This window comes from Streptomyces sp. 6-11-2 (genome assembly GCF_006540305.1).
Taxonomy (GTDB): Bacteria; Actinomycetota; Actinomycetes; order Streptomycetales; family Streptomycetaceae; genus Streptomyces.
On sequence record NZ_BJOR01000002.1, the window covers coordinates 84,290 to 107,326 of the forward strand.

Sequence of the window (23,037 nt, forward strand, 5' to 3'; positions counted from 1 at the left end):
GACGTCCAGCCGCAGGAGGAGAAGATGACGGCAACCGACACCCCCCGTACGGAAGGAGCCCTGGCGGGACTTGCCCGGTTCTGCTACCGGCGGCGCCGCCTGGTGCTCCTGGCCTGGATCGTCGGCGTGATCGCCGTGGCGTTCGCCGGCTTCGGCTTCGGCGCCGCCGCCGACAACGACTTCTCCGGCGGAAGCTCCGACTCCGCCAAGGCGCAGGCGCTGATCGAGAAGCACTTCCCCGAGCGGCAGGGGGATACGCTGACTCTCGCGATCAAGGCGGAGAAGGGGATCGACGACCCCGCCGCCCGGCAGAAGATCGAGCAGGTCATCGCCGATCTGGACGCCTCTCCCCTCACGGGACCGGTGACCTCGCCGTACAGGGACGAGGATCTGGTGACGAAGGATCGTCGTATCGCCCGTACGACCATCCCGCTGACCGCCAAGGATGTGAAGAAGTCCGAGGTCAAGCCCCTGGTGACCATGGTCAAGGAAGCCTCCGGCGACGGCGTGACGCTGGGGCTGGGCGGGGAGAAGGCGGAGAAGGCCGAGACGCCCCCGCAGGGTTCGTCCGAGAGCGTGGGCATCGTGGCGGCGGCGGTGATCCTGTTCATCGCCTTCGGGTCACTGGTGGCGATGGGGCTGCCGATCGTGACCGCGCTGCTGGCGATCGTCGCCGGCATCGCCCTGATGAAGCTGGTGGGATACCTGGTCCCGTCACCCGATTTCACCGCGATCCTCGCCGCGATGATCGGTCTCGGCGTCGGCATCGACTACGCGCTGTTCATCGTGACCCGCTACAAGGACGCCCTGCAGGCCGGCGACGAGCCGGAGACCGCCACGGTCAAGGCCATCACAACGGCCGGTCACGCGGTCCTGTTCGCCGGTACGACCGTCGTGATCGCGCTGATGGGCCTGATCGTCATGGGACAGCGGCTGATGACCGGGGTGGCCGTCGCCACCTCGGTGATCGTGCTGGTGACGATGATCGCCGCGGTGACCCTGCTGCCGGCGTTCCTGGGCTTCACCGGGCACAGGATCAACTCGCTGCGCCTGCCGCGTCGCACGTCCCGCCGGAGCGGGGCCGGCGGTGTTCCGGCGCGGGAGCGCCGTACCCTCGCCGAGCGCTGGGCCGGCGTGGTGCAGCGCAGGCCGCTGGTCGCCGCGGTACTGGCCGGCGCGGTCCTGCTGGTGCTGGCCGCCCCCACGCTGTCGATGCGGCTGAGTAACCCCGACGCCAGTGTCCAGCCCCACGACAGGAGCAGCTACACCTCGTACAAGATCCTCTCCGAGGGCTTCGGTCCCGGCTACGGCGCACCCCTGATCCTCGCCGCCGAGGTCGGCTCCGACCACACCGATCTGGGTCCCGTCGTCGAAGCGGTCGGCGGGACCGAGGGCATCGCCCACACCACGCCGCCCCAGTTCAGCAAGGACGGGCAGGCCGCGATCCTCATGGCCTTCCCCCGGACCGGATACCAGGACGAGGCGACCGCGGACGTGGTGCACCGGCTCCGCGACGAGGTGCTGCCCAAGGCGCCCGGCGGCGACAGGGTCTACGTCGGTGGCCCGAACGCCGGCACGATCGACATGGCCGACGACATCGGCTCGCGCCTGCCCCTGATGATCGCGGTCGTCATCGCGCTGTCCCTGGTGCTGCTCATCGCGCTGGTCCGGTCGGTCACGATCGCGTTGCAGGCCGCGGTGATGAACCTGCTGGCGATCGGCGCGGCCTACGGCGTGCTCGTCGCGGTCGTCCAGTGGGGATGGCTGGGCTCGGCGCTCGGCTTTCCCACCGAGATGCCGATCACGACCTGGGTGCCGATGATGATCTTCCCGGTCCTGTTCGGCCTGTCCATGGACTACGAGGTCTTCCTGATCTCGCGGATCCGTGAGGAGTACGAGCGCACCGGCGACACCCGGACGGCCGTCGCTCGCGGAATGGCGCGGACCGCCAAGGTCATCACGGCCGCGGCCGCCATCATGGTCGCCGTCTTCACGACCTCGCTGCTCGGCCCCGACGTCGCGGTCAAGCAGGGAGGTCTGGGCATGGCCGTCGCCGTACTCATCGACGCCACCATCATCCGGATGATCCTCGTCCCCGCGGTGATGGAACTGTGCGGCAACGCCAACTGGTGGATGCCCGGACGCCGTTCGCCGAAGGTGACCGCGGTTCAAGGTGCCGAGGCCGGGGAGGAGGCCAGGGCCTGACCGTTGCTCCGGCCGGAGTGCGGGGGACCCTTGGGCGGGGTTCCCCGCACGACCGCGAGACAAGCTCGGCATGATGACCGGATGGTGACCTCGCGCGCCCTCAACCGCTCAACCCTCGCCCGTCAGTTGCTGCTCGACCGGGAGCCGCTCACCGCCGCCGACGCGGTGCGGCGTGTGGTCGCTCTCCAGGCACAGCAGCCCGCCTCGCCGTACCTGGCGCTGTGGAACCGGCTCAGCGGCTTCGACCCGGCCGGCCTCGACGCCGCCGTGGCCGGCCACCGGGCGGTCAGGTCGACGCTGATGCGGATCACGTTGCACATGGTCCACGCCGAGGACTACCAGGCATTCCGCGAGGCCATGGAGCCGGCACTGCGCGCCTCCCGGCTCGGCGACTCCCGTTTCACGGCGTCCGGGCTCACCGCCGCCGACGCCGACGCGCTGATCCCGGGACTGCTGGAGTACACCGGCCGGCCGCGGTCCGCCGCCGAGGTCCGGGGCCGGCTCGAGGAGTTGCTGGGCACGCCGGTGGAACCGGTGACCTGGCGGATGCTGCGGCAGTACGCGCCGCTGTGGCACGCGCCCACCGGAGGGCCCTGGTCGTTCGGCACGCAGCAGTCGTACGTCGCCGCCGGCACGCCGCCGGAGCTGGCCGACCCGGACGCCGCCGTCGCGGGTCTGCGCACTCTGATACGCCGCTACCTGGAGGGCTTCGGCCCGGCCTCGGTGGCGGACATGGCACAGTTCGCGCTGGTCCAGCGGACGAGAGTGAGGGCGGCGGTGCAGTCACTCGCCGCCGAACTGGAGCAACTGGAAGGCCCGGACGGCACGGTGCTGTACGACATCCCCGGCGCGCCGCGGCCGGCCGAGGACACCCCGGCCCCGCCCAGACTGATGGCGATGTGGGACAGCATCCTGCTGGCCTACGCCGATCGCGGCCGCGTCATCCCACCCGCGTACCGCAAGCTTGTGACGCGTGTCAACGGCGACGTGCTGCCCACCCTCCTCGTCGACGGCTACGTCGCCGGCGTCTGGCGTCCCGTCGACGGGGGAATCGAGGCCACCGCCTTCCACCCGCTTCCGGAGCACGTCTGGCGGGGACTGGCCACGGAGGCCGGCTCGCTCATGCAGTTCCTCGCCGACCGCGAGGACACGGTCTACCGGCGCTATGGCCATTGGTGGACGAAGGGGCTGCCGGCCGACGAGACACGCCTGCTGCGCGGCGACTGAGCGGTGCCGCACGCCGCTGCGGGCCGACCCGGCCGCCCCGAACGAAGGGTGCGGCGCGTAGCGTCCGGTCGTATGGAACCCATGGCGCACGTCCAGTCGGCACAGGGCACCCGGCCTCGGGCCCGTGACCTCGGCATCGTCGTCGGACGGGGCGGCACCGGGCCCCTCAACGCGATCACCGATGTACCGGGAGTCCGGGTCGGGCACACCACCGTCCGGCGTCCCCCCGACGTGCACAGCGGAGTGACCGCGGTCGTGCCCGACGCGGTCGGTCCCCAGTCTCCGCTGCCCGCCGGGGTGTTCACCGGCAACGGCTACGGCAAGCTCATCGGCACCACCCAGGTCACCGAACTCGGCACGCTGGAGACTCCCGTACTGCTCACCTCCACCCTGTCGGCGTTCCGGGTCGCCGACGCCCTGGTCGGGTGGATGCTCGAACGGCCCGGATGCGGCGAGGTGCAGAGCCTCAACCCCGTGGTGGGCGAGTGCAACGACGGCTTCCTGTCCGACATCCGCGCACGGCCGGTGCACGAGGAGCACGTCCGGACCGCGCTCGACGGGGCGGTCGGCGGTCCGGTGGCCGAGGGCTGCGTCGGCGCGGGAACCGGCACCGGCGCCCTGGGGTTCAAGGCCGGGATCGGAACCGCCTCGCGCACCCCTGAACTGGGAGGCCGGCGGTTCACGGCCGGGGTCCTGGTGCAGGCGAACTTCGGCGGCACGCTGCGGGTGCTCGGCCGCTGCGTCACCCCGCGGTCCCTGGGCCTGACCGGCGACCCGGCGCCGGTCACGGAGACCGGCTCCTGCATGATCGTGGTGGCCACGGACGCGCCCGTCGACGCGCGGCAGCTCACCCGCGTCGCGCGGCGGGCCGTGTTCGCCCTGGCCCGCACGGGCGCGGCCTACAGCCACGGCAGCGGCGACTACGCCATCGCCTTCGGCACCCGACCGGAGGCGGGCGCCCCGGTGGCGGACGCCCCGGTGGCGGACGCCCCGGTGGCGGACGCCGAACTGGGGCCTCTGTTCGAAGCCGTCCTCGACGCCGTCGAGGAGGCGGTGCTCAACTCCCTGCTGGCCGCGACCACGACCACGGGCTTCGGCGGCCGCACACTGCCGGCCCTGCCCGCGGACCGGCTGCTCGACGCCCTCACGGATCCTGCGGCAACCCCACTGTCAGGCGGCCGGTAACAGCCGTCCGGCTGACATGCGCTCCACGGCGGAGAGGCGATGGGCCGCGGCTTTCGGCCGCATTCGGCAATCGCGGACTGCTGATGGGCAATCCGGACCTGCCGCTGCCGCTGCCGCTGCCGCTGCCGGAGCTGGGCCACGCCGTGCTCGCGCCGCTGCTGCGGCACGACGAGGAACAGGGGGCCGAGCTGGTCACCACGCTGCGGTCGTACCTCGCCCACGACTGCGCGTCCGCCGCGACCGCCCGGGAGCTGAGGCTCCACCGCAACAGCTCGCGCTATCGGCTGCGGTTGATCGAGCGGCCCACCGGCCGTGATCCCGACCGCCTGGCCGACCGCACGGAGCTGTGGCCGGCCCTCCTGGCGCTGGAGGCCGGCCCCGCCGGCGCACCGCCGGGGCCATGAGCGGGCGCGACCGCCTTCGCCGCCGTCAGGGGGTGGGAAAGGGGGAAGCGGTCCTCGTCCCCGGCTCGGTGGTGAGGATCATGCGGTCCGGTACGTGGGCGGTGTCGCGGCGGGCCGTGAGCCAGTAGAGGAAGGCGGGTACGGCCAGGCCGACGATCCAGGAGATGTCCGTGCCGCCGAGCGGCTTCACCAGCGGGCCGGTATAGAAGCTGGTGGCCAGGAAGGGCAGTTGGGCCAGAAGGCCGATGCCGTAGACAATGAGTGCCTTGATGCGCCAGGCGCCGTAGCGGCCGTGCGGGTCGCTCAGGGCGGGCAGGTCGTAGCGCTCCTTGGCGATCAGGTAGTAGTCCACCAGGTTGATCGCCGACCAGGGAGTGAAGGCCGTGAGCAGGAAGAGCAGGAAGTCCTTGAACGAGGTCAGGAAGCTGTCCTTGCCCAGGAGCGCGACCGCGGTTCCCGCGATCATGATCCCGGCGATGTAGGCGGCGCGGCCGCGGGTGGACAGCGCGCGCTGCCCGCGGAAGCCACTGATGCCGGTGACCACCGACATGAAACCGCCGTAGGTGTTGAGCACGTTCACCGTCAGCTTGCCCAGGGCGATGACGAAGTACAGGAACGAGGCCGCGAGGCCCGCGCCGCCCAGGCCGACGATGTAGCCGACCTGGTTGTCGACGAAGGCGCTGCCTGCCGCGGCCGCCGCGAGCGCGCCGAACGTCATGGACCACTGGGAGCCGAGGGCCGAGCCGCCGAGGGTCCACCAGAAGGTGGCGCGGGGAGAGGTGGAGCGGGGCAGGTAGCGCGAGTAGTCCGCCACGTAGGGGCCGAAGGCGAGCTGCCAGGAGGCGGACAGGGAGACGGCGAGAAGGAACAGCGGCAGGTCGAAGGAGCGGTTGGCGAGGAGGGTGCTCAGTTCGGCGTGCTCCAGGAGGCGGATGCCGAGGTAGACGAAGGCGACTGCGCACACGACGCTGGCCACCCGTCCCAGGGTGTGGATGAGCCGGTAGCCGACGAGCGTGGTGACCGCGGTGACGACGGCGAAGATCACGATGCCGGTGGTGTCGCCGAGGTGGGTGAGTTCGCCGACCGCCTGGCCGGCCAGCACGCTGCCGCTGGCGAAGAAGCCGACGTACATCACGACGACCAGGACCAGCGGGACGACGGCTCCGCGGACGCCGAACTGGGCCCGGCTGGAGATCATCTGCGGCAGGCCGAGGCGCGGTCCCTGGGCGGAGTGCAGGGCCATCACCGCGCCGCCCAGCAGGTTGCCGAGCAGCAGACCGATGATCGACCAGAAGGCGCCCCCGCCGAAGACGACGGCGAGCGCGCCGGTGACGACCGCGGTGATCTGGAGGTTTGCGCCCAGCCAGAGAGTGAACTGGCTGAACGCGCTGCCGTGCCGTTCGGCGTCGGGGACGACATCGATCGAGCGTTGTTCGACCACGCCTGTCATAGATTGCCCTCTTCCACGGATCCGCTTCTGGCATGCATAAGTTCATTCAGAATGGGATTGGATGAATGAGAGGTCAATACTTTGCTGCAAAATATGGGCTGAGGATTGCCTGGGCCGGGTGGCGAGGCCCGAACCTGCGGCCGGTGGCCGCCCGGCCTCACCGACGGCGGCTCCGGTCCCGGTCCTCGCGGAGCCACTGCCCGACGACCGCGTCGGCGTGCTCGCCGAGAGCCGGACTCGGAGCCGACCGGCTCATGTGCGGGTGAACTGGCGGCACGGCGGCCCCGGGGCTCCCCCTTGATCAGCGGGACGTGGGCCTGGCCACGGTGGGCGAAGACGGTGAGGCACGCGCCGGCGCGCCGGGTGGCCTGCGGCGCGGCGTCCTCGCGCCGTTCGACCACGGCCGGATCGGCCCGTATCCGGTCGGCGGCCTCGCGCAGGTGGGTGACCGGCGCGGTGGCCGCGGACCCGTCAGGCGTCGGCGGCACGGGCGAGCGGACGCGGGTACGCGCGGAGCGTTTCGCCACCGCCGTGCTCGGCAAGCGGGTCATCCGCTCCACGGACCGCGCCGGGTTCGTGGTGAACGCGCTCCTCGTGCCGTACCTGCCGTCCGCGATCAGGTTGCTCGAATCCGGTTTCGCCTCCGCCTCCGCCACCGACATCGACCAGGGCATGGTTCTCGGCTGCGCGCACCCGATGGGCCCGCCGGTGCTCGCGGACTTGATCGGCCTCGACACCACGCAGGCGATCGACGACCCGATGTACGCCCAGTTCAAGGAGCGGTTGTACGCGCCGCCCCCGCTGCTGCAGCGCATGGTGGAGGCCGGCCACCTCGGCAGGAGGACCGGCCGCGGCTTTCACCGCTACCCTACGGCCTGAGCCCGCCCCCCGTCGCGACGGACGGCCGAACCTCAGACGGCGGACCGGGACTCGGCCGGGCGTCGCCGCAGCGCCGATATGGCGAGTGACGGCGGAGTCCAGACGCCGTCAGGGGGGTAGACGTCGGTTCCGGGCGGCACGATGTCGTCGAGCCGGTCGAGTACGGCGTCGTCCAGCACCACGGACCTGCCCTTGAGCGTGCTGTGCAGTTGCTCCATCGTGCGCGGGCCGATGATCACCGACGTGACGGCCGGATGCGCGAGCGGGAAGGCGATGGCCAACTCCGGCAGTGAGCAGCCCACTTCCCGGGCCACTTCGACGAGCTGCTCGACGATCTCCAGTTTCGCGGCCGTGCGCGGCGCCGACGGATCGAAGCGGTCGGGGTGCAGGGTGGGGCGCCCGCTGCTCAGATCGAGGGCCCGGCCCCTGCGGTAGCGACCGGTCAGGAACCCGGAGGCCAGCGGACTCCAGGTCAGCACCCCCATTCCCAGACGCTCCGCCACCGGCAGCACATGCCGCTCGACGCCGCGGGCCAGCAGCGAGTACGGCGGCTGCTCGGTGCGGAACCGCTGGAGCCCCCGCCGGTCGGCCACGTGGTACGCCTCCACGATCTCGTCGGCGGGGAAGGTGGAGCAGCCGAACGCCCTGATCTTGCCCTGGCGCACCAGATCGGTGAGGGCCGAGAGCGTCTCCTCGATGTCGGTCGTGTGGTCCGGCCGGTGCACCTGGTACAGGTCGATCCAGTCCGTTCCCAGCCGCCGCAGACTGTCCTCCACCTCCCGGAAAATCCAACGCCGTGAGTTGCCGCCGCGGTTGGGACCGTCCCCCATGGGGAAGTGGACCTTGGTCGCGAGCACCACGTCGTCGCGTCGGCCCTTCAGCGCCTTGCCGACGATCGTCTCCGACTCCCCGGCCGAGTACATGTCGGCCGTGTCGACGAAGTTGATCCCCTCGTCCAGCGCGGCGTGGATGATCCGGACACACTCGTCGTGGTCGGCATTGCCGACGAACCCGAACATCATCGTGCCGAGGCAGTACGGGCTGACCTCGATACCGGTCCCGCCCAGAACGCGGTGGCGCATACGACTCTCCTTGGATGGGCCCCACTTGGACGGGCCGACCCTACGAATTGGAGTCCTCTCCAAGGCAAGCGCGGCCCACCGCTCAGGGTGCTCCTTCGGGGTGCACGGCTCGTACGGCCTCGACGACGGAGCCGCTATGAGCGAGTGCGGCGGCGCGTTCGTGGCGGCGGCACGGTCCGGTGGTGCTTTCGTGGTGGAGCCGCAGGCGGCCGGCGGGCAGGTGCCGGCGGCGGCCAGGACGAGCGCGATACAGGACGCGCCCCGACGCCGGGAAAGAGGCTTGGACGGTTCCTGCCGAAGTCCTCGGCGCGCGGTCCGCGTGCCGCGGTGAAGCGGCGGGGACGGCGCGGGCCCTGCCGGCCGGCCAACGGTTCGCGCTCCGGTGTGCGGGGTGCGCGGGACGGCGGCCCGGTGCCTGGAAGTTGGGGCGGCGACCGGCAGGCGCCGACGAGCCGTTCTCAGCGGGCGAGAATCCGCCATCGGCCGAAACGGGTGACCGCGCGGGGTACCAAGGGACTTTCGGGGTCCCGGCAGGGGCTGTTCGGCCTCAGCGGCAAGGCGGCGCGTGCGGTGGACTGGAGGCGACAGGAAGGGCGCCGAGTGATGAGACGACGCAGCGTGGGCGAGCTGATGAGCCCCACCGCCGTGAGTGTGCGACCGGGCACGGCGTTCAAGGAGATCGCACGCGTCCTCGACGAGTACGACATCACCGCCGTCCCGGTGGTCGACGACGAGGACCGGCCGATAGGAGTGGTGTCCGAGGCGGACCTGCTCCGCAAGCAGACGTGCGGAGGCGCCGGGAGGAACGCGGGGGAGCTGATGACGAGCCCCGCCGTGGTCGCGGAGCCCGGCTGGCACGCCGCGCGTGCCGCGCGGACGATGGAGCGGCACAAGGTCAAGCGCCTGCCGGTGGTGGACGGCGACGGCCGGCTGATCGGCGTGATCAGCCGCAGCGATCTGGTGCGGCTGTTCCTGCGCCGGGACCGCGAGATTCAGCGGGAGATCCTGGAGGACGTCATCGTACGGACGCTGGGTCTGCGGCCTTCGGCGCTCGCGGTCGAGGTCGCCGAGGGCCGGGTCGTACTCAGCGGCACAGTGGAGCACAGGAGCCTGATCCCGGTCACCGTGCGGCTGTGCGACAGCGTCGACGGCGTGGTGGAGGTGGTGAACCGGCTCGGCTTCGACCGGGACGACACCCTGAACCCTCCGGCGGTACGCGGCGGTTCGGCTCGTTCGGAGGCCGGTGCGCGCACGGCGCCGGGTGGTGGGCACGGCCTGTCGTCGGTGCTGTCACCGCCCCGGCTCCGCTTCGGACGCCGCTGGTGAGCCGCCGGTAGTCACAGGTCCAGGATCAGACGTTCCCCCAGGCACCGCGAGACGCAGGTCATCATGGTCTCGCCCGCGGCGCGTTCCTCCTCGCCGAGCACCCGGTCACGGTGGTCCGGCTCGCCCTCCGGATGGCCTGCCGCGCGGTGCAGTCGGCACCGGGGTGGCACCCCCGTCCCGTCGGGGCGGGTGAGACCGGCCGGCGCGACGTGGACGTCGGCGGTGCCGTGCGAGTTCAGCGGCCGCGCCGGTGGAGCTCCAGGTCCGCGACCACCGGGCGGTGGTCGGACGCCTCCGTGGCGATCTCCCGGGCGCCGGTCACGGTGATGTCGGGGGAGACCGTCACGAAGTCGATGCGCTTTTCCGGGCGGATCGCCGGGTACGTCCCTCCGCCGTCCGGGTCGGCGTCCCTGAGCCGCTGCCACAGCGGTGCCAACTCGGGAGCGTTCGCCTCGGTGTTGAAGTCCCCGACCAGGATCTTCGGGCCGTGGTCGGCGGCGAGCACGTCGAGCATGTCCGCCACCTGGGCCCTGCGGACGGACGGGTCGCCCCGGTAGTCCAGGTGCGTGTCGTAGACGTGCACGTGCGAGCCCCTGACGTTGAGCGTCACCTCGGCGAAGCCGGGCGCCGGGGCCGGCACCGGATCGGGCGTCTGGGTGGAGAGCCGGGTGATGTCGTGGTTCTCGGCCTCGAGCACCGGGTGGCGGCTGAGCACGGCGACGCCGAACTGGCGGCGGTCCGCGCCCTGGACGGCCGGGTCCATGTCGTAGATCGGCGCGAAGAACACCCGCATGCCCAGCTTTTGGGCCAGCGCCCGGGCCTCGTCGGCGAAGTCGCTGCGGGCGCCCCAGTGGACGTCGACCTCCTGGAGACCGACCACGTCGGCGTGCAGATCACGTATCGCTCGCGCCGTGCGGTCGAGGTCGAAGACCTCGTCCTCGCCGGCCCCGGCGTGGATGTTGTAGGTCGCCACCCGCAGCGGCACCGCGGGTGCGCGGGACCCGGCGGTGCCGGCGTCCGCGGCCGTCGCCGGTGCCGCCACGGCGAGTGCGGCGGTGGCGGCGAGCACGGCGGCGACGCCGCGCCGGACAGGACGTCGGAACGTGGGCCTCATGCCGTCGATCCCTTCACCGTCTTCTTGGAGAGTCACACAACAGCCGGTGTGACGAGTGTGGTTGACGATGCCGTCCACGTCGAGCCCGCCTCCGTCGCGCCCCTGACGGGGATTCAGCGCCGCGACGGGCCGTCGTACCCGCCGTGGCACATCACGTGAGCCGGAGGGGTTCACGTCAGACATCAGACGTCATATGATCCGCGTCGACGGCAGACGCCCTGCCGTTCCGAGCGATAGGACAGCGATGTCTCACTTCCGGCGAAGGCTCCGATGGGGAGCAGGTCTGGTGGGGCTCTCCACCGTCGTGGCACTGGCGGGCGGCATGCCCGCGGCCGCGGCCACCAAACAGGCACCGGACTTCGACGCCACGCCCCCTCAGGCCGGCAAGCCCTTCTACGCGGAGCGGCAACTCGCCTCGAACGGCGAGGGTTTCCCGAACTACCGCATCCCGGCGCTGGCCGTCACCAACCGCGGTGACATCCTCGCCGCCTATGACGGCCGGCCCACCGCGATCGACGCGCCCGGCCCCAACTCCATCCTCCAGCGCCGCTCCACCGACGACGGCGCCACCTGGGGGGAGCAGACGGTCGTCCACGGGGGCAAGCGGGAAGCGCCCATCGAGGGCTACTCCGATCCCAGTTACCTCGTCGACCGCTCCACCGGCGACATCTTCAACTTCCACGTGAAGTCCTTCGACCAGGGCTTCGGCGGGTCCCGGCCCGGCGTCGACCCCGAGGACCGCAACGTGCTCCAGGCCGAGGTGAGCGTCTCCCACGACGACGGCCGGACCTGGCAGCACCGGGTCATCACCCCGGACGTCACCGACGACCTCGGCTGGCGCTCCCGGTTCGCGGCGTCGGGTCAGGGGATCCAACTCAAGTACGGCAAGTACGCCGGGCGGCTGCTCCAGCAGTACACGATCATCAACGGCGACGGTGTCTTCCAGGCCGTGTCCGTGTACTCCGACGACCACGGAAAGACCTGGAAGGCCGGCGCAGCCGTCGGCGCGGGCATGGACGAGAACAAGACCGTGGAGCTCTCCGACGGCCACGTCATGCTCAACTCCCGCGACTCCGGCCGCTCCGGCTACCGCAAGGTCGCGATCTCCGACGACGGTGGCGTCACCTACGGCAAGGTGACCGTCGACCGGGAACTGCCCGACCCGGCGAACAACGCCTCCATCGTGCGCGCCTTCCCCAACGCGCCGAAGGGCTCGGACCGCGCCAAGGTGCTGCTGTTCTCCAACGCGGGCTCCACCGGCCAACGGGCCAACGGCACGGTCCGGATGAGCTTCGACGACGGCGAGACATGGCCGGTCGCGCGGGTCTTCCAGCCGGACGGCATGGCCTACTCGACCCTGGCGACCCTGCCCGACGGCAACGTCGGCCTGCTCTACGAGCCCGACGGCGGCAACGGCGGCATCCGCTTCGCCCGGTTCAACCTCGCCTGGCTCCAAGGCGTCGCCGCGCCGCTCACGGCCGGGAACCTCACGGTCGAACGCGGCGGTACGGCGGCCTTCGAGCTCACGGTGACGAACCAGAGCGGGTCGGCCCTCCATGTGAAGGACCTCACCCTCGGGGTGCCGGCGGGCTGGTCGTACGAACTGACGCCGCCGGACCGGATCCTCCCGGTCTCTTCCCGGGCCGTCACCGTCCGCCTCACCGTCCCCGAGGACGCGACGGGGGGCATCTACCCCGTGACCGCCACGCTCACGGACACCAAGGGGCGCACCTCCCGGGGTTCCTTCACCGCCGAGGTGCCGAAGACGGCCGACGAGAACACGCCGGGCCGCATCCGGGTGACCGGCGGCACGCTCACCAACCCACGGGACGACGGCTACCGGGCCGGTGACAGGCTGGTCTTCACCTACACCGTCACCAACCTGTCCGACGCGGCCACCACGGTGGTGCCGAGCGGGAACCTCGAGGACCTCGACCCGGCGGCCGACGCACGCAACTGCCGGTGGCGCGGCCTCGCGGCGCACGCCTCCTACACGTGCGCCTTCCCGTACCACGTCGTCTCACAGGAGGACCTGGACGCGGGGCACTTCACACCGGTGACCGCGTGGACCTCGACCTCGGACGACACCGTCACCGTGGTCGGGCACACCGGCGAGCGCGTCGAACTGAGCTGACCCGACCTTCTCGTCGAACCGCCTCGCGGGAGAACTCCCGCGAGGCGGTGGGTCATTCCCGTCCGGAGACGGCCATCTCGCCCAGCAGCGACCAGCCGTCCTGCGCCACGGTCGTGTTGACGATCCGGGGTGTCTCGGCCAGGTGGGGCGGCAGGGTTTGCTGCGCGGCCCTGAAGTGCTCCGACCGCACGTGGGCCGCCCCCGCCTCGTCGTCGCGGAAGGCCTCGACCAGGACGTACTCCGTCGGGTCCTCGACGCTGCGGGACCAGTCGAACCACAGGCAGCCCGGTTCGGCGCGGGTGGCCGCGGTGAACTCGGCGGCGATCCCCGGCCACTGGTCGGCGTACTCGGGACGGACACGGAACTTGGCGGTGATGAAGATCATCGGTCTCCCTCATTGATTCTCTGCGCGCACCGCGCCGCCCGCTGTGTGGTCCGGCGCGCGAGCGGCGCCACAGGCGTGCGCACCGCGGGCCGGGACGGGCCGGCGGTGCGGTGGATCGGCCGAACACGGCCAAAGCCGTGACAGGTCGGACACGGCAGGCTGTGATGATCGTAGCCGACGGGTGACAAACCGCCCGGGGGTGCGGCGGTGCGTCGCCGCACGGGGGAGGGGACGGAGCCGATGGGGATCGCGCTGCTGGTGGCGTCGACCGCGGTCGTGGCCGCGGCCGTCGTCACGGGCCTGGTACGGGCCGGGCGACGTGAGGCACAGGCGGAGAGGACCCGGCTCGCCGGGGAGGCGCGGCGGCGGGCGCGCCGTTCGCTGGACGCGGTGTGGGCGATGGACGACCGGCAGTTCGAGGAGTACGTCGCCGAACTGTGCCGCCGGGACGGCTGCACCGACGTCCGGCGGGTCGGCGGCGCCGGAGATCTCGGCGCGGACGTGACCGGCCGGCTGCCCGACGGCCGCCGCATCGTCATCCAGTGCAAGCGGTACGCCAAGCACCGCACCGTCGGCAGCCGTGACCTCCAGACCTTCAACGGCACCGCGCGAGCCGAGCACCGGGCCGACGTCCCGGTCTTCGTCGCCTCCTGCGTCTTCACCCGGCCGGCCCGCGAGTTCGCGGCCCGGCACCGGCTCTGCCTCATCGACGTCAATCTGCTCGGCTTCTGGAACGGCGGCACCGCGTTGACCTCGTTCCTGGACCTGGACATCGGCCGGTCCGGAACCAACCGCCGGCTGCGCCCGGACCACGACTGACGGGAGCCGCGTGTGCCGTGCGCGGGCGGGACACCGGCGGGACGCCCCGTCCGCGCACGGCACACGGGGCGACCTCCGTCCGGTCAGGCAGCGGAGTCGGTGCCTTCTCCGCCCTCCCCGCGCGGAAGACGGCGAAGCCGCAGCACGGCCACCGCCGCCGTGACGGCGCCGGCCAGGGCCAGTACCAACAGGAGGACCCGGTCCGAGACGGCCTCGCCGAGCCGCCTGGCGCCGCTCTCCCAGGCCGCCTCTGTGTCGATGTCGAGGAGGGAGGGCAGCGCCGAGGTGCCGTCGAAGAGCAGGAACATGACGCCCAGCAGGACGAAGAGGATCCCGCCGGCCAGCGAGGTGGTGTGCACGGTCAGCGGTCCCCACCGCACCGCGCGCCCCCGCAGCCGGCGCCGACGCCCGAGGTCCCAGCGGTCCCACAGCAGCGCCAGGACGAACAGCGGAACGGCCATGCCCAGCGCGTAGACAGCCAGCAGGAGCCCGCCGTGCACCGGGCTGCCGCCGAGCGCCGCGACGGTGAGGATGCCGCCCAGGATGGGACCGGCGCAGAAGCCCGCCAGTCCGTAGACGGCGCCCAGGGCGAAGACGGAGGCGGCGGACCCGCTCCTGCGGGTACCCGCCGCCTGCTGAAGACGGCGGGAGCCGAAGCCGAGGCCCAGGATCTGCGCCAGTCCCAGTGCGATCATCGTCCAGCCGCCGAGCAGGACCAGCAGCTCGCGGTGCCCGTAGAACAGGCGGCCTGCGAAGGAGCCGGCCACCCCGAGCGGCACCAGCGTGGTGCACAGCCCGGCGTAGAAGACGGCGGTACGCAGCGACAGCCGGGTGCGGCTGGTGAAGGCGTAGGCGAAGAACGCCGGCAGCAGCAGCGCACTGCACGGGCTGAGCAGTGCCAGCAGGCCGCCGAGGAAGGCGGTCGCGGCGGTGATCCCGCTCATCGCCCGGCTTCCTTCGCGGCCTTCTCCACGGCGGCGGTGAACGCGCTCAGCGGCTGCGCGCCCAGGATGGGTGTGGAGTTGACGAGGAAGGCGGGCGTGCTGGACACCCCCAGCGCGTATCCCTCCTCCTGGTCCCTGCTCACCGACGCCTCGGCGGCCTGGGACTTCAGGTCGGCCTCGAAGCGGTCGAGGTCGGCGACGCCCGCCTCGCGGGCCATCTCATGAAGCCGGGAGGAGGAGAAGGCACCCTTGTTGCGCGGGCGTTCCTTGGCGTAGACGACGTCGTGGAACTGCCAGAACCGCCCCTGCCGTCCGGCGGCCCAGGAAGCGCGGGCGACGCGTTCCGATTCGGCGCCGAACACGGGGAAGTTGCGCCACTCGATGCGCAGCAGGCCCCTGTCCACGTACGAGCGGACGAGTTCCGGCTTGGTCTCCCGCGCGAACTTGCCGCAGAAGGGGCACTGGAAGTCCTCGTAGGCGATCAGTACGACGGGCGCGTCGGCGCGGCCCAGGGCCAGCGGGTCCTTCTGGTCCCTGCGGGCCAGGGCGAGCAGCGACTTCTCCTGTTCGTCGGGAGTGGCTCCGGCGACGGACGGCGAGACGGCGGCGGACGGCCGGTCCCGGGACACGGGGTCCCCGGAACCGCCGCCGAGAGCGGTGGCCGCGGCGACGGCGGCCGCCGCACCGCCGCCCACGGCGATCAGGGTCAGACGGCGACGGTGGGCACGAGGGGAGGAAGGCATGGGGCACCTCCGAAAGTGAAGTGTGCGAAGAAAGCGAAGTGGGTGAAGGAAGGGGGAAGGACAGGGGGTCAGGCGGCGGGCCGCACGGGGCAGGCCGCCTCCGTGGCCAGGCGCCGCAGCGCGGCCTCGGCCAGCAGGCCGAGGGCGAGCACCGCGACCGCGGGTTGCAGGGGCGCCCAGTAACTCAGCGCGCCGGAGGCGCCCAGCAGAAGCAGGGCCACCTTGTTGCAGACGGGGCAGCCGACCGCGAGGAAGGACAGCACCGCGCCGGCCGACCCGAGCGAACGCCCGGTCGCGTCGTCACGGCCCGCGACGGGCCCCGTGCGCACATAGGTGGCGAGCACCACGGCCGACAGCACGGCGGTGAGGAGCAGCGTCGGGTAGTTCCACCACACCGGCGGCACCGAGCGGGAGAACAGCGGGGTCGGGACGAGGGCGGTGGGGACGCCCAGGACGAGGACCGCGGGCGGCGTGGCCGCCGCGGCAGCGGCCCAGCGACGTCGGGGCCAGTGGCGCAGGGCGGCCCACGCCGCACGGGGGGATCGGGACACGGACAACGGATGACTCTCCGGTCGTACGGGGTGGACGGGGTGGCCAGGGACGCGCGGACACGCCGCGCGGGCCTACACCCGTCGTACGGAGAGTTCGGTGAGGTCGGGAGGAGACGGTTCCGGCCCGTGGCGCCGGACATCCCGGTGCGCGGACGCCCACGCCGGTGCCGTGTCGTCGGCCTGCGCCGGCAGAGCACGGGAGAGCAGCGCACCGAACCGCGGGTGCTGTTGCTCCGGCTGCGCCTTCTTCAGGCAGGGACCGCTTCCCGCCGCGGCGGGCGCGCCGTGACCGGCGTCGTCCAGCGTCTCGGGGCACGGTGCCACGTGCGGGTCGGCCGCGGCGGAGGAGGACGCCGCCCGGAACGCGGGCGGGGAGGCGGTCGTGGCGCAGAACAGCGCGGCCAGCAGGACGAGCAGCGCGAGGCCGGCGCTCATGGCACCGTGCCGCGTGCGACGCATCGCCCTTCCTCCACTTCCTCGGTCCCGACACCATAGCCCAGGTACCCCCGGGCGTATCGAAGCCGGGACCGGGCGCGTCATGACAGCGAGACCAGGGACCACCCCTCGTGCTGACGGAGCGCCAGGTGCCACACGGCGGCCGATACGACCCCCACGCCGGCCACGAGGGTGTCAGCGGTCAGTCCGCGCCCCGAGAGGCTGTTGGCGCAGGCGAGGACTCGCGCCCCGGTCTCCAGCAGCCGGGTGACCTGTTCGCCGGACTCTTCCCCCAGCACGAGGTCCAGTCCGGCGCCGTGGACGACGACCTCGACCTCGACGGGCCGATCCGCCGCCGCCACCAGGTTCGTCACCGCGCGCACCACGCGGTCCGGTTGAGGAGCCGCCACGACGACACGTACGGGAGCGGGGAAACGGGAACCGGCGTTCTCGGCGTTCATGGGGCCACCCTCGCACACCGGACGGCGCCTCGGCCGGGGCCCGCGCGGCGCGACCCGATCCCACCGGAAAACGGGAACCCGCGGCCGCGCGGGCCTGACCGCGGGCAGGTCGCGCCGCCGACGTGCCGGGCTGGGGTCAGCGGTCCTGGGACAGGCGCAGCAGGTCCGCGAAGACCCCGTTCGCCCGGACGAGTTCGTCGTACGGGCCCTGCTCGGTGATGCGGCCCTCCTCCATGACCACGACGTGGTCGGCGATCCTGGTGTTCTCCAGGCGGTGCGTGACGACGATGGTGATGCGTTCGCCGGCGATGGCCTTGATCTTCCCGAAGATCCCGTGCTCGCCCCGTGGGTCCATCTGCGAGGTCGGCTCGTCCAGGATCAGCAGCGGCGTCTGCCGGTACAGCGCCCGTCCGCAGACCAGACGCTGCCACTGGCCGCCGGACAGTTCGGCACCGCCCCACAGCTCCTTGGCGAGGAGGGTGTCGAGCTGCTGCGGCAGTTTCTCGACCGCCTCCCGCATGCCGACGGCCTCGACCGCCTCCCAGACCGGTCCGTCGTCGTAGGTGCGGGGCTGGCCGAGGGTGATGTTCTCGCGGGTGCGCAGGGGCCAGCAGGCGAAGTTCTGGGGGACGAGGGCGGTGCGCCGCCATACGGCGTCGGGGTCGGCGTGGGCGAGGTCGGTGCCGTCCCACAGGACACGGCCCTTGTCCGCGAGGAGGATGCCGGTGATGAGCTTGGCCAGGGTGGACTTGCCGGAGCCGTTCTCGCCGACGACGGCGAGGATCTGGCCGCGGCGCAGGGTGAGCGACACCCCGTTGACGGCCGGTTCGTCCTTGCCCGGGTACCGGTAGACGACTTCGTCGAGCCGGATCTCGTCCACGCGTTCCGGGATGGTCAGTTCACCGCGCCTCGGGGCGCGTTCGCGGGCCATGTCGAGGAAGGACCGCATGTCGGCGAGGTAGAGCGAGGTGTGGAACATGGCGGCGCCGTTGACGACGAACTGCGAGAGCGCGGCCAGCGTGGTCTGCACGGCGACGACGGCGGTGGCGGCGACCGGGAGGGCGACACGGCCGGTGGTGGCCAGCCAGGCGAGGGTGACCCATGTGCCGAGCAGGAACACGCCGCCCAGGGCGCTGGTCGCCAGCACGATGCGCAGCATGCGGGGCGCGGCGGTGAGGGTGCGCTGGTCGATGCGATCGGACAGGGCGCGGTACCAGTGGACGAGGTAGCCGGTCATGCCGTTGGCGCGGACCTCGTCCCCGAAGCGCGAGTAGGTGGCCCACCAGCGCATCATGGAGCGCACGTTGCGGTCGCCGACGTTGAGGTAGTGGGTCTCGTAGTCGACGCGCGCGGACAGTACGGCGCCGGCACCGGCCGGGACGACGGCCAGCAGGAGCAGCGGCAGCATCAGCGGGTGCAGGGCGGTGATGACACCGCTCGCCGCGATCATGCGGATCAGGGCGGCCGTGAACCGCTGGCTGTCCTGCACCATGAACCGGGTCCGGGTGACCCCGACCTCGGCGGCCTCCTGCCGGTCGGCGAAGCCGTCCTCGCCGTACGCCGACGCCTCGACCCGGCACACGGCGGCGACGAGCGCGATGTCCGCCTCGGTCGTCAGCAGCGGTGTGATCCGCCCGTCGGCGTAGGAGGACAGGGCGCTGCCGATCCGGCCGAGGCCCGCGGCGGCCATCACCACGACCAGCGCGGGCAGCGCGCCGTGCAGGCGTTCGGACACGGTGCCCGTACCGAGGATGTGGGTCATGGCCCGCGCGGTGAAGGCGAGGACGAGCGCGGCCGTGGCGCCCGTGAGGAGCTGGCAGGCCAGGAGGAGCACGACGCCGGTCCTGTCGACGGACCAGGCCATGCGCGCGGTGCGCCCGAGCACGGCGGGAAGCCGGCGGCACATGGCGCCGAAACCGGCCTCCGCCAGCGGGTTCCTGCCGTACTCGCCCTCGAAGGTGATGGTGGCGGGGGGTGGCGGGGGAGGCGTTTCCCCGTTCGCGGTCGAGGCGTCAGTCACAGTCACCTGCATCCCTCCTTGGGGCTCGCACCGCGCCTGGATGGCTCGGCAGTGCCCGGTACAACGAGGTGTCGCGAGATTCGAACACGCTCGATTCCGGACGCGGTGGACCCCTTGAGGAGCAAGGGCTCGCCCCCGCGGCCGCCGCACTGGAGCCGCCGCCGAGCGGTGGCAGGGTGGCCGAAACGCCGATGCCCGAGATGCCTGGTGCACATGGGTTTTCCCGGGGCACGGCTCCGGCCCGCACCGCCGGCCGGCCCGCACACGCACGGCTGGGCGCGCCCCCTGCCGAAGGACGCACCGACCCGTTACCTTTCTCCGCGCCGGCCGCCTCGGGCTGACCGCGGCGTGCCAGGGCCGACCCCTGACACGCCGTCAACCACCGCTGGAGAGAGTCACATGGGACGCAGCACTCGACCCCGGCCGCTCGCCCGACGCCGACTGCCCGCCGTCACGGCCGGTACGGCCGCCCTGATCCTGGCCCTGACGCCCTCGGCCTCGTGTGCCGCACCTCAGCGGCAGGCCGCGCCGCACACGCTGCCCGGCGGCTACCGGCACCTGGTGGTGATCTACGAGGAGAACCACTCCTTCGACAACCTCTACGGCACCTGGGGACCGGTCGGCGGCCGGCAGGTCGAGGGCCTGGCCCGGGCCACCGTCCGGCAGCGCACACAACGCGCCCAGGACGGCACGCCGTATCGCTGCCTGCTCCAGAACGACGTGAACCTGACCAGCCCGCCCCTGTCGCCCACCTGCCGCGACGCCGCCCACGGGGTCGCGGCGAGCGCGTTCGCCAACGAGCCGTTCACCGTCGACGACCACATCGGGCCGCGGGACCGCACCTGTCCCGCGCCCGGAACCCGCGCGGACGGCGGTGTGGTCAACGACTCGCCGGGTGCCCTGCCCGGCGGCTGCACCCGGGACCTGGTGCACCGCTTCTACCAGAACCGGTACGCCATCGACGGCGGCCGGCAGGACCGCTACGTCACCGCCTCCGACGCGGTCGGCCTCACGATGGGCCACTACGACACCACGTCACTGCCGGTCCACCGCTACCTGCACGCCCCCGGCGCCCCGCGCTACGTCCTGGCCGACCACTTCTTCCAGGGCGCGTTCGGCGGATCCTTCCTCAACCACCAGTACCTGATCGCCGCGCGGGCGCCGCAGGACACCAGCGGCGGTGCCTCCGGCGCGAAGAACACGGTCCTCGACGCCGACGGCATGCCGGCCTCGTACCCGCTGTACCGGGCGACCGGCCCGGTGGCGGACGGCGCTCTGACCACCGCCTGCCCGGACGGCGACCCGGCCGACTACGCGCACGCCTGCGGCAACCTGGCCGTCAACACGGTGCAGCCGTCCAGCGCACCGTACGGCAGCGGCCCCCGGATCCCGCTGATCGACGACGCGAAGTACCCCAACATCGGCGACCGGCTCACGACCGCCGGCGTTTCCTGGAACTGGTACTCCGGCGGCTGGAACGACGCGGAGGCCGGGCACCCCGGACCGCTCTTCCAGTACCACCACCAGCCGTTCGACTACTTCGCCGACTACGCCCCCGGCACCCCGGGCCGCGGCCACCTGCGCGACGAGACGGAGTTCCTGCGTGCGGCCAGGACCGGCACGCTGCCGGCCGTCAGCTTCGTCAAGCCCTACGGCGCCGAGAACGAGCACCCCGGCTACGCCGGCGAGGCGGCCGGCAGCGACCACCTCGTCGACCTGCTCAAGGCGGTGACGGAGGGCCCACAGGCCGGCAAGACGCTCGTGGTCGTCACCTACGACGAGTTCGGCGGCCAGTGGGACCATCTGCCGCCCCCGGGACCGGGCTCGCCCACGCCCGGCGCCCATGACGCCTGGGGCCCGGGCACCCGCGTCCCCGCACTGATCGTCTCCCGCTCGCTGCCGCGCTCGGCCGTCGACCACACCGTCTACGACACCACCTCCATCATCGCCACCATCGAACGCGGCTACGGCCTCAAGCCCGTCGCCACTCGCGACGCGGTCGTCAACGACCTCTCCCCGGCCGTAGCCGCCGGTGGCCGCGGAACCCGGTAGCCGCAGCCTGCCGGGCGGCCAGGGGCAGCAGCGTGCCGGACGGCCCTGCTCATGACCGGGTGCGAGGGCGCCGGCTGCGGCGGGCGGCGAGTGCCGGATGCCGCACGACAAAAGGGAGTATGTGCGCGATGATCGGCATATGCCATGGACTCACCGAAAACGTGATCCAACGGCCGAACCGGATCGCTCCGCGCACCGTGTCCCTGGTATGGGGACCGCTTCGACCACGGACGAGGAACTGCTCCGCACTCTGTACGCCGAGCATGCGGGCCCCCTGTTCCACTACGTGCTGCGACTGACCTCAGGAGACCGGCAGTGGGCCGAGGACGTCGTGCAGGAGACTCTGCTGCGCGCGTGGCAGCACCCCGCAGCGTTCGAACCGGCCCGCGGTCCGGCGCGGGCATGGCTGTGCACGGTCGCCCGGCACGTGGTCATCGACGGCCACCGGGCCCGCAAGGCCAGGCCGCCCGAGGTGGACGGCGAGGCCCTGGAGCAGGCCGCAGAGCAGACGCGGGGCGAGGACCAGATCGAGCAGGCGCTGCAGAGCTGGGCGGTGGCCGACGCCCTGCGGACGCTGTCCCCGGACCATCGCGCCGTACTGCTGGAGACGTACTACCGGGGCCGGACCATGGCGGAAGCAGCTGACGTGCTGGGCATCCCGCTGGGCACCGTGAAGTCGCGGACCTACTACGCCCTGCACGCCCTCAGGCTCGCGCTCCGGGAACGGGGGATCGAGCCATGAAGGCGGCGTGGAGGAGGTGTCGACCATGAGCGACCACGACGCCCTCCGGCTGGCGCTCGGCGGATACGTCCTGGGCGCGCTGTCCCCGGCGGAGAGCGAGCGGGTGCGAGCCCATCTCGCGGTGTGCGACGAGTGCCGGCAGGAGCACGCGGAGCTGGCGGGACTGCCGGCCCTGCTCGCGACGGTCACCGAAGCCGAAGCCGAAGCTGCTGCCGCCGACGTCGGAGCCGGAGCCGCGGGCCGGGCGATGCCGGCCGTCAGCGGGGACCTCGCCGACCGGCTGGTGCGGCGGGCCGCCGAGACCGTGTCGAACGCGCCTGCCGCACCCTCCGACACGCCCGCCGCCCCACAGGCGGCCGAAGCGGGCCTCCTCGACCGCATGCTCCGGCAGGCCGCGGCCAGGCGCCGCAGGACCTGGCGGCTCCAGTGGGCCGGAGCCGTCGCCTCCCTGACGCTCATCGCGGCGTCGATCGGCGGCACATGGCTCGCGACCACCGGATCCGTGGTCAGTGAGGCGACGCCGCCCGGACCGACCGCGCAGGCGCCGTCACGCACCTTCTCCGGACACGATCCCGTCACCGGCGTCACCGCATCGGTGAAGGTCTCGCCCTCGGCGTGGGGCAGCGTCCTCCAGGTCTCCGCCGGAGGGGCGCCCGCGGGCGTCATCTGCCGGTTGCAGGCGATCGGGCCCGGCGGGGCCAGGGCGGACGCCGCCACCTGGCGGGCGGGCCAGTACCCTCCCGGCACCACGATTCCAGGAGCGATCCCGCTCTCACCGGGGACCATCCAGCACTTCGAGATCGTCACGGGCGACGGTCAGAAGCTGGTCACGATGCGAGCGTAGGCGAGCTCACCACTGCTCTCGCACTGCCGTCACCA

Annotated in this window: 20 protein-coding genes and 2 pseudogenes; 11 read left to right on the forward strand and 11 right to left on the reverse strand. The window is 72.3% G+C overall.

Annotated elements, in window-relative coordinates; all coding sequences use genetic code 11:
- The first annotated feature begins 24 nt into the window (after positions 1-24).
- From TNCT6_RS36485 to TNCT6_RS36500, 4 genes are all read left to right on the forward strand, one after another.
- Positions 25-2,205 (forward strand): MMPL family transporter, encoded by a 2,181-nt coding sequence (locus tag TNCT6_RS36485; RefSeq protein ID WP_141367296.1) that lies wholly within the window; start codon positions 25-27, stop codon positions 2,203-2,205.
- 81 nt (positions 2,206-2,286) lie between these two features.
- Positions 2,287-3,432: a winged helix DNA-binding domain-containing protein gene (locus TNCT6_RS36490; protein WP_141367298.1), complete on the forward strand. Its 1,146-nt coding sequence runs from the start codon at positions 2,287-2,289 to the stop codon at positions 3,430-3,432.
- Positions 3,433-3,504: 72 nt separating this feature from the next.
- The gene (locus TNCT6_RS36495; protein WP_141367300.1) at positions 3,505-4,617 is read left to right on the forward strand and encodes a P1 family peptidase; all 1,113 of its coding nucleotides are present in this window, start codon (positions 3,505-3,507) and stop codon (positions 4,615-4,617) included.
- Positions 4,618-4,700: 83 nt separating this feature from the next.
- Complete coding sequence (locus tag TNCT6_RS36500) at positions 4,701-5,021, forward strand: CdaR family transcriptional regulator (protein ID WP_141367302.1); 321 nt, start codon at positions 4,701-4,703, stop codon at positions 5,019-5,021.
- Between the two features lie 25 nt (positions 5,022-5,046).
- Here the strand turns inward: TNCT6_RS36500 and TNCT6_RS36505 are convergent, their stop codons facing one another.
- On the reverse strand, positions 5,047-6,471 hold the full coding sequence (locus TNCT6_RS36505) for a cytosine permease (protein ID WP_141367304.1): 1,425 nt from the start codon (positions 6,469-6,471) through the stop codon (positions 5,047-5,049).
- Positions 6,472-6,975: 504 nt separating this feature from the next.
- Here TNCT6_RS36505 and TNCT6_RS36510 point away from each other — a divergent pair.
- Positions 6,976-7,350 (forward strand): annotated as a pseudogene (locus TNCT6_RS36510) (3-hydroxyacyl-CoA dehydrogenase family protein); the annotation flags it as partial.
- A 32-nt stretch (positions 7,351-7,382) separates the two neighbouring features.
- On the opposite strand, the gene TNCT6_RS36515 reads toward TNCT6_RS36510, so the two are convergent.
- On the reverse strand, positions 7,383-8,432 hold the full coding sequence (locus TNCT6_RS36515) for an aldo/keto reductase (protein WP_141367308.1): 1,050 nt from the start codon (positions 8,430-8,432) through the stop codon (positions 7,383-7,385).
- A 603-nt stretch (positions 8,433-9,035) separates the two neighbouring features.
- On the opposite strand from TNCT6_RS36515, the gene TNCT6_RS36520 reads away from it, so the two are divergent.
- Positions 9,036-9,758, forward strand: coding sequence for a CBS domain-containing protein (locus tag TNCT6_RS36520; protein ID WP_141367310.1), 723 nt, complete (start codon positions 9,036-9,038; stop codon positions 9,756-9,758).
- Between the two features lie 11 nt (positions 9,759-9,769).
- Here TNCT6_RS36520 and TNCT6_RS36525 read toward each other — a convergent pair.
- Together TNCT6_RS36525 and TNCT6_RS36530 are read right to left on the reverse strand one after the other, a co-directional pair.
- A pseudogene (locus tag TNCT6_RS36525) lies at positions 9,770-9,886 on the reverse strand (oxidoreductase); the annotation flags it as partial.
- A gap of 107 nt (positions 9,887-9,993) precedes the next feature.
- Entirely contained in the window at positions 9,994-10,872 is an 879-nt protein-coding gene (locus TNCT6_RS36530) for an endonuclease/exonuclease/phosphatase family protein (RefSeq protein WP_141367312.1), read from the reverse strand.
- A 286-nt stretch (positions 10,873-11,158) separates the two neighbouring features.
- On the opposite strand from TNCT6_RS36530, the gene TNCT6_RS40290 reads away from it, so the two are divergent.
- Entirely contained in the window at positions 11,159-13,006 is a 1,848-nt protein-coding gene (locus tag TNCT6_RS40290) for an exo-alpha-sialidase (RefSeq protein ID WP_216372870.1), read from the forward strand.
- A gap of 52 nt (positions 13,007-13,058) precedes the next feature.
- Here TNCT6_RS40290 and TNCT6_RS36540 read toward each other — a convergent pair whose 3' ends face one another.
- On the reverse strand, positions 13,059-13,391 hold the full coding sequence (locus TNCT6_RS36540; RefSeq protein WP_141367314.1) for a putative quinol monooxygenase: 333 nt from the start codon (positions 13,389-13,391) through the stop codon (positions 13,059-13,061).
- A gap of 240 nt (positions 13,392-13,631) precedes the next feature.
- Between TNCT6_RS36540 and TNCT6_RS36545 the strand changes: the two genes are divergently transcribed.
- Positions 13,632-14,210 (forward strand): restriction endonuclease, encoded by a 579-nt coding sequence (locus TNCT6_RS36545; RefSeq protein ID WP_141367316.1) that lies wholly within the window; start codon positions 13,632-13,634, stop codon positions 14,208-14,210.
- An 83-nt stretch (positions 14,211-14,293) separates the two neighbouring features.
- Here TNCT6_RS36545 and TNCT6_RS36550 read toward each other — a convergent pair whose 3' ends face one another.
- The 6 genes from TNCT6_RS36550 to TNCT6_RS36575 form a co-directional block, all read right to left on the reverse strand.
- Positions 14,294-15,154 carry a cytochrome c biogenesis CcdA family protein gene (locus tag TNCT6_RS36550; RefSeq protein WP_141367318.1) on the reverse strand — a complete coding sequence of 287 codons (861 nt, stop codon included), beginning with the start codon at positions 15,152-15,154 and terminating at the stop codon, positions 14,294-14,296.
- Complete coding sequence (locus TNCT6_RS36555) at positions 15,151-15,897, reverse strand: DsbA family protein (RefSeq protein ID WP_141367320.1); 747 nt, start codon at positions 15,895-15,897, stop codon at positions 15,151-15,153. Before TNCT6_RS36555 ends, TNCT6_RS36550 begins: the two co-directional genes overlap by 4 nt.
- A 68-nt stretch (positions 15,898-15,965) precedes the next feature.
- Complete coding sequence (locus tag TNCT6_RS36560) at positions 15,966-16,454, reverse strand: hypothetical protein (protein WP_373996260.1); 489 nt, start codon at positions 16,452-16,454, stop codon at positions 15,966-15,968.
- 66 nt (positions 16,455-16,520) lie between these two features.
- Positions 16,521-16,907 carry a hypothetical protein gene (locus TNCT6_RS36565; protein WP_141367322.1) on the reverse strand — a complete coding sequence of 129 codons (387 nt, stop codon included), beginning with the start codon at positions 16,905-16,907 and terminating at the stop codon, positions 16,521-16,523.
- A gap of 77 nt (positions 16,908-16,984) precedes the next feature.
- Positions 16,985-17,344 (reverse strand): DsrE family protein, encoded by a 360-nt coding sequence (locus TNCT6_RS36570; protein ID WP_141367324.1) that lies wholly within the window; start codon positions 17,342-17,344, stop codon positions 16,985-16,987.
- Between the two features lie 136 nt (positions 17,345-17,480).
- Entirely contained in the window at positions 17,481-19,376 is a 1,896-nt protein-coding gene (locus tag TNCT6_RS36575; protein WP_172633277.1) for an ATP-binding cassette domain-containing protein, read from the reverse strand.
- A 387-nt stretch (positions 19,377-19,763) separates the two neighbouring features.
- Here TNCT6_RS36575 and TNCT6_RS36580 point away from each other — a divergent pair, with 387 nt between their 5' ends.
- The 3 genes from TNCT6_RS36580 to TNCT6_RS36590 all read left to right on the forward strand — a co-directional run bounded on the left by TNCT6_RS36580 (position 19,764) and on the right by TNCT6_RS36590 (position 23,002).
- Entirely contained in the window at positions 19,764-21,416 is a 1,653-nt protein-coding gene (locus TNCT6_RS36580; protein ID WP_141367326.1) for an alkaline phosphatase family protein, read from the forward strand.
- A 208-nt stretch (positions 21,417-21,624) separates the two neighbouring features.
- Entirely contained in the window at positions 21,625-22,158 is a 534-nt protein-coding gene (locus TNCT6_RS36585) for a sigma-70 family RNA polymerase sigma factor (protein WP_141367328.1), read from the forward strand.
- A gap of 25 nt (positions 22,159-22,183) precedes the next feature.
- Entirely contained in the window at positions 22,184-23,002 is an 819-nt protein-coding gene (locus tag TNCT6_RS36590) for a zf-HC2 domain-containing protein (protein WP_141367330.1), read from the forward strand.
- The last annotated feature ends 35 nt before the right edge of the window (positions 23,003-23,037 follow it).

Coding starts and splice junctions, on each gene's coding strand:
- TNCT6_RS36485 (WP_141367296.1), top strand. CDS start 25: ATGACGGCAACCGACACCCCCCGTACGGAAGGAGCCCTGGCGGGACTT.
- TNCT6_RS36490 (WP_141367298.1), top strand. CDS start 2,287: ATGGTGACCTCGCGCGCCCTCAACCGCTCAACCCTCGCCCGTCAGTTG.
- TNCT6_RS36495 (WP_141367300.1), top strand. CDS start 3,505: ATGGAACCCATGGCGCACGTCCAGTCGGCACAGGGCACCCGGCCTCGG.
- TNCT6_RS36500 (WP_141367302.1), top strand. CDS start 4,701: ATGGGCAATCCGGACCTGCCGCTGCCGCTGCCGCTGCCGCTGCCGGAG.
- TNCT6_RS36505 (WP_141367304.1), bottom strand. CDS start 6,471: ATGACAGGCGTGGTCGAACAACGCTCGATCGATGTCGTCCCCGACGCC.
- TNCT6_RS36515 (WP_141367308.1), bottom strand. CDS start 8,432: ATGCGCCACCGCGTTCTGGGCGGGACCGGTATCGAGGTCAGCCCGTAC.
- TNCT6_RS36520 (WP_141367310.1), top strand. CDS start 9,036: ATGAGACGACGCAGCGTGGGCGAGCTGATGAGCCCCACCGCCGTGAGT.
- TNCT6_RS36530 (WP_141367312.1), bottom strand. CDS start 10,872: ATGAGGCCCACGTTCCGACGTCCTGTCCGGCGCGGCGTCGCCGCCGTG.
- TNCT6_RS36540 (WP_141367314.1), bottom strand. CDS start 13,391: ATGATCTTCATCACCGCCAAGTTCCGTGTCCGTCCCGAGTACGCCGAC.
- TNCT6_RS36545 (WP_141367316.1), top strand. CDS start 13,632: ATGGGGATCGCGCTGCTGGTGGCGTCGACCGCGGTCGTGGCCGCGGCC.
- TNCT6_RS36550 (WP_141367318.1), bottom strand. CDS start 15,154: ATGAGCGGGATCACCGCCGCGACCGCCTTCCTCGGCGGCCTGCTGGCA.
- TNCT6_RS36555 (WP_141367320.1), bottom strand. CDS start 15,897: ATGCCTTCCTCCCCTCGTGCCCACCGTCGCCGTCTGACCCTGATCGCC.
- TNCT6_RS36565 (WP_141367322.1), bottom strand. CDS start 16,907: ATGCGTCGCACGCGGCACGGTGCCATGAGCGCCGGCCTCGCGCTGCTC.
- TNCT6_RS36570 (WP_141367324.1), bottom strand. CDS start 17,344: ATGAACGCCGAGAACGCCGGTTCCCGTTTCCCCGCTCCCGTACGTGTC.
- TNCT6_RS36575 (WP_172633277.1), bottom strand. CDS start 19,376: ATGCAGGTGACTGTGACTGACGCCTCGACCGCGAACGGGGAAACGCCT.
- TNCT6_RS36580 (WP_141367326.1), top strand. CDS start 19,764: ATGGGACGCAGCACTCGACCCCGGCCGCTCGCCCGACGCCGACTGCCC.
- TNCT6_RS36585 (WP_141367328.1), top strand. CDS start 21,625: ATGGGGACCGCTTCGACCACGGACGAGGAACTGCTCCGCACTCTGTAC.
- TNCT6_RS36590 (WP_141367330.1), top strand. CDS start 22,184: ATGAGCGACCACGACGCCCTCCGGCTGGCGCTCGGCGGATACGTCCTG.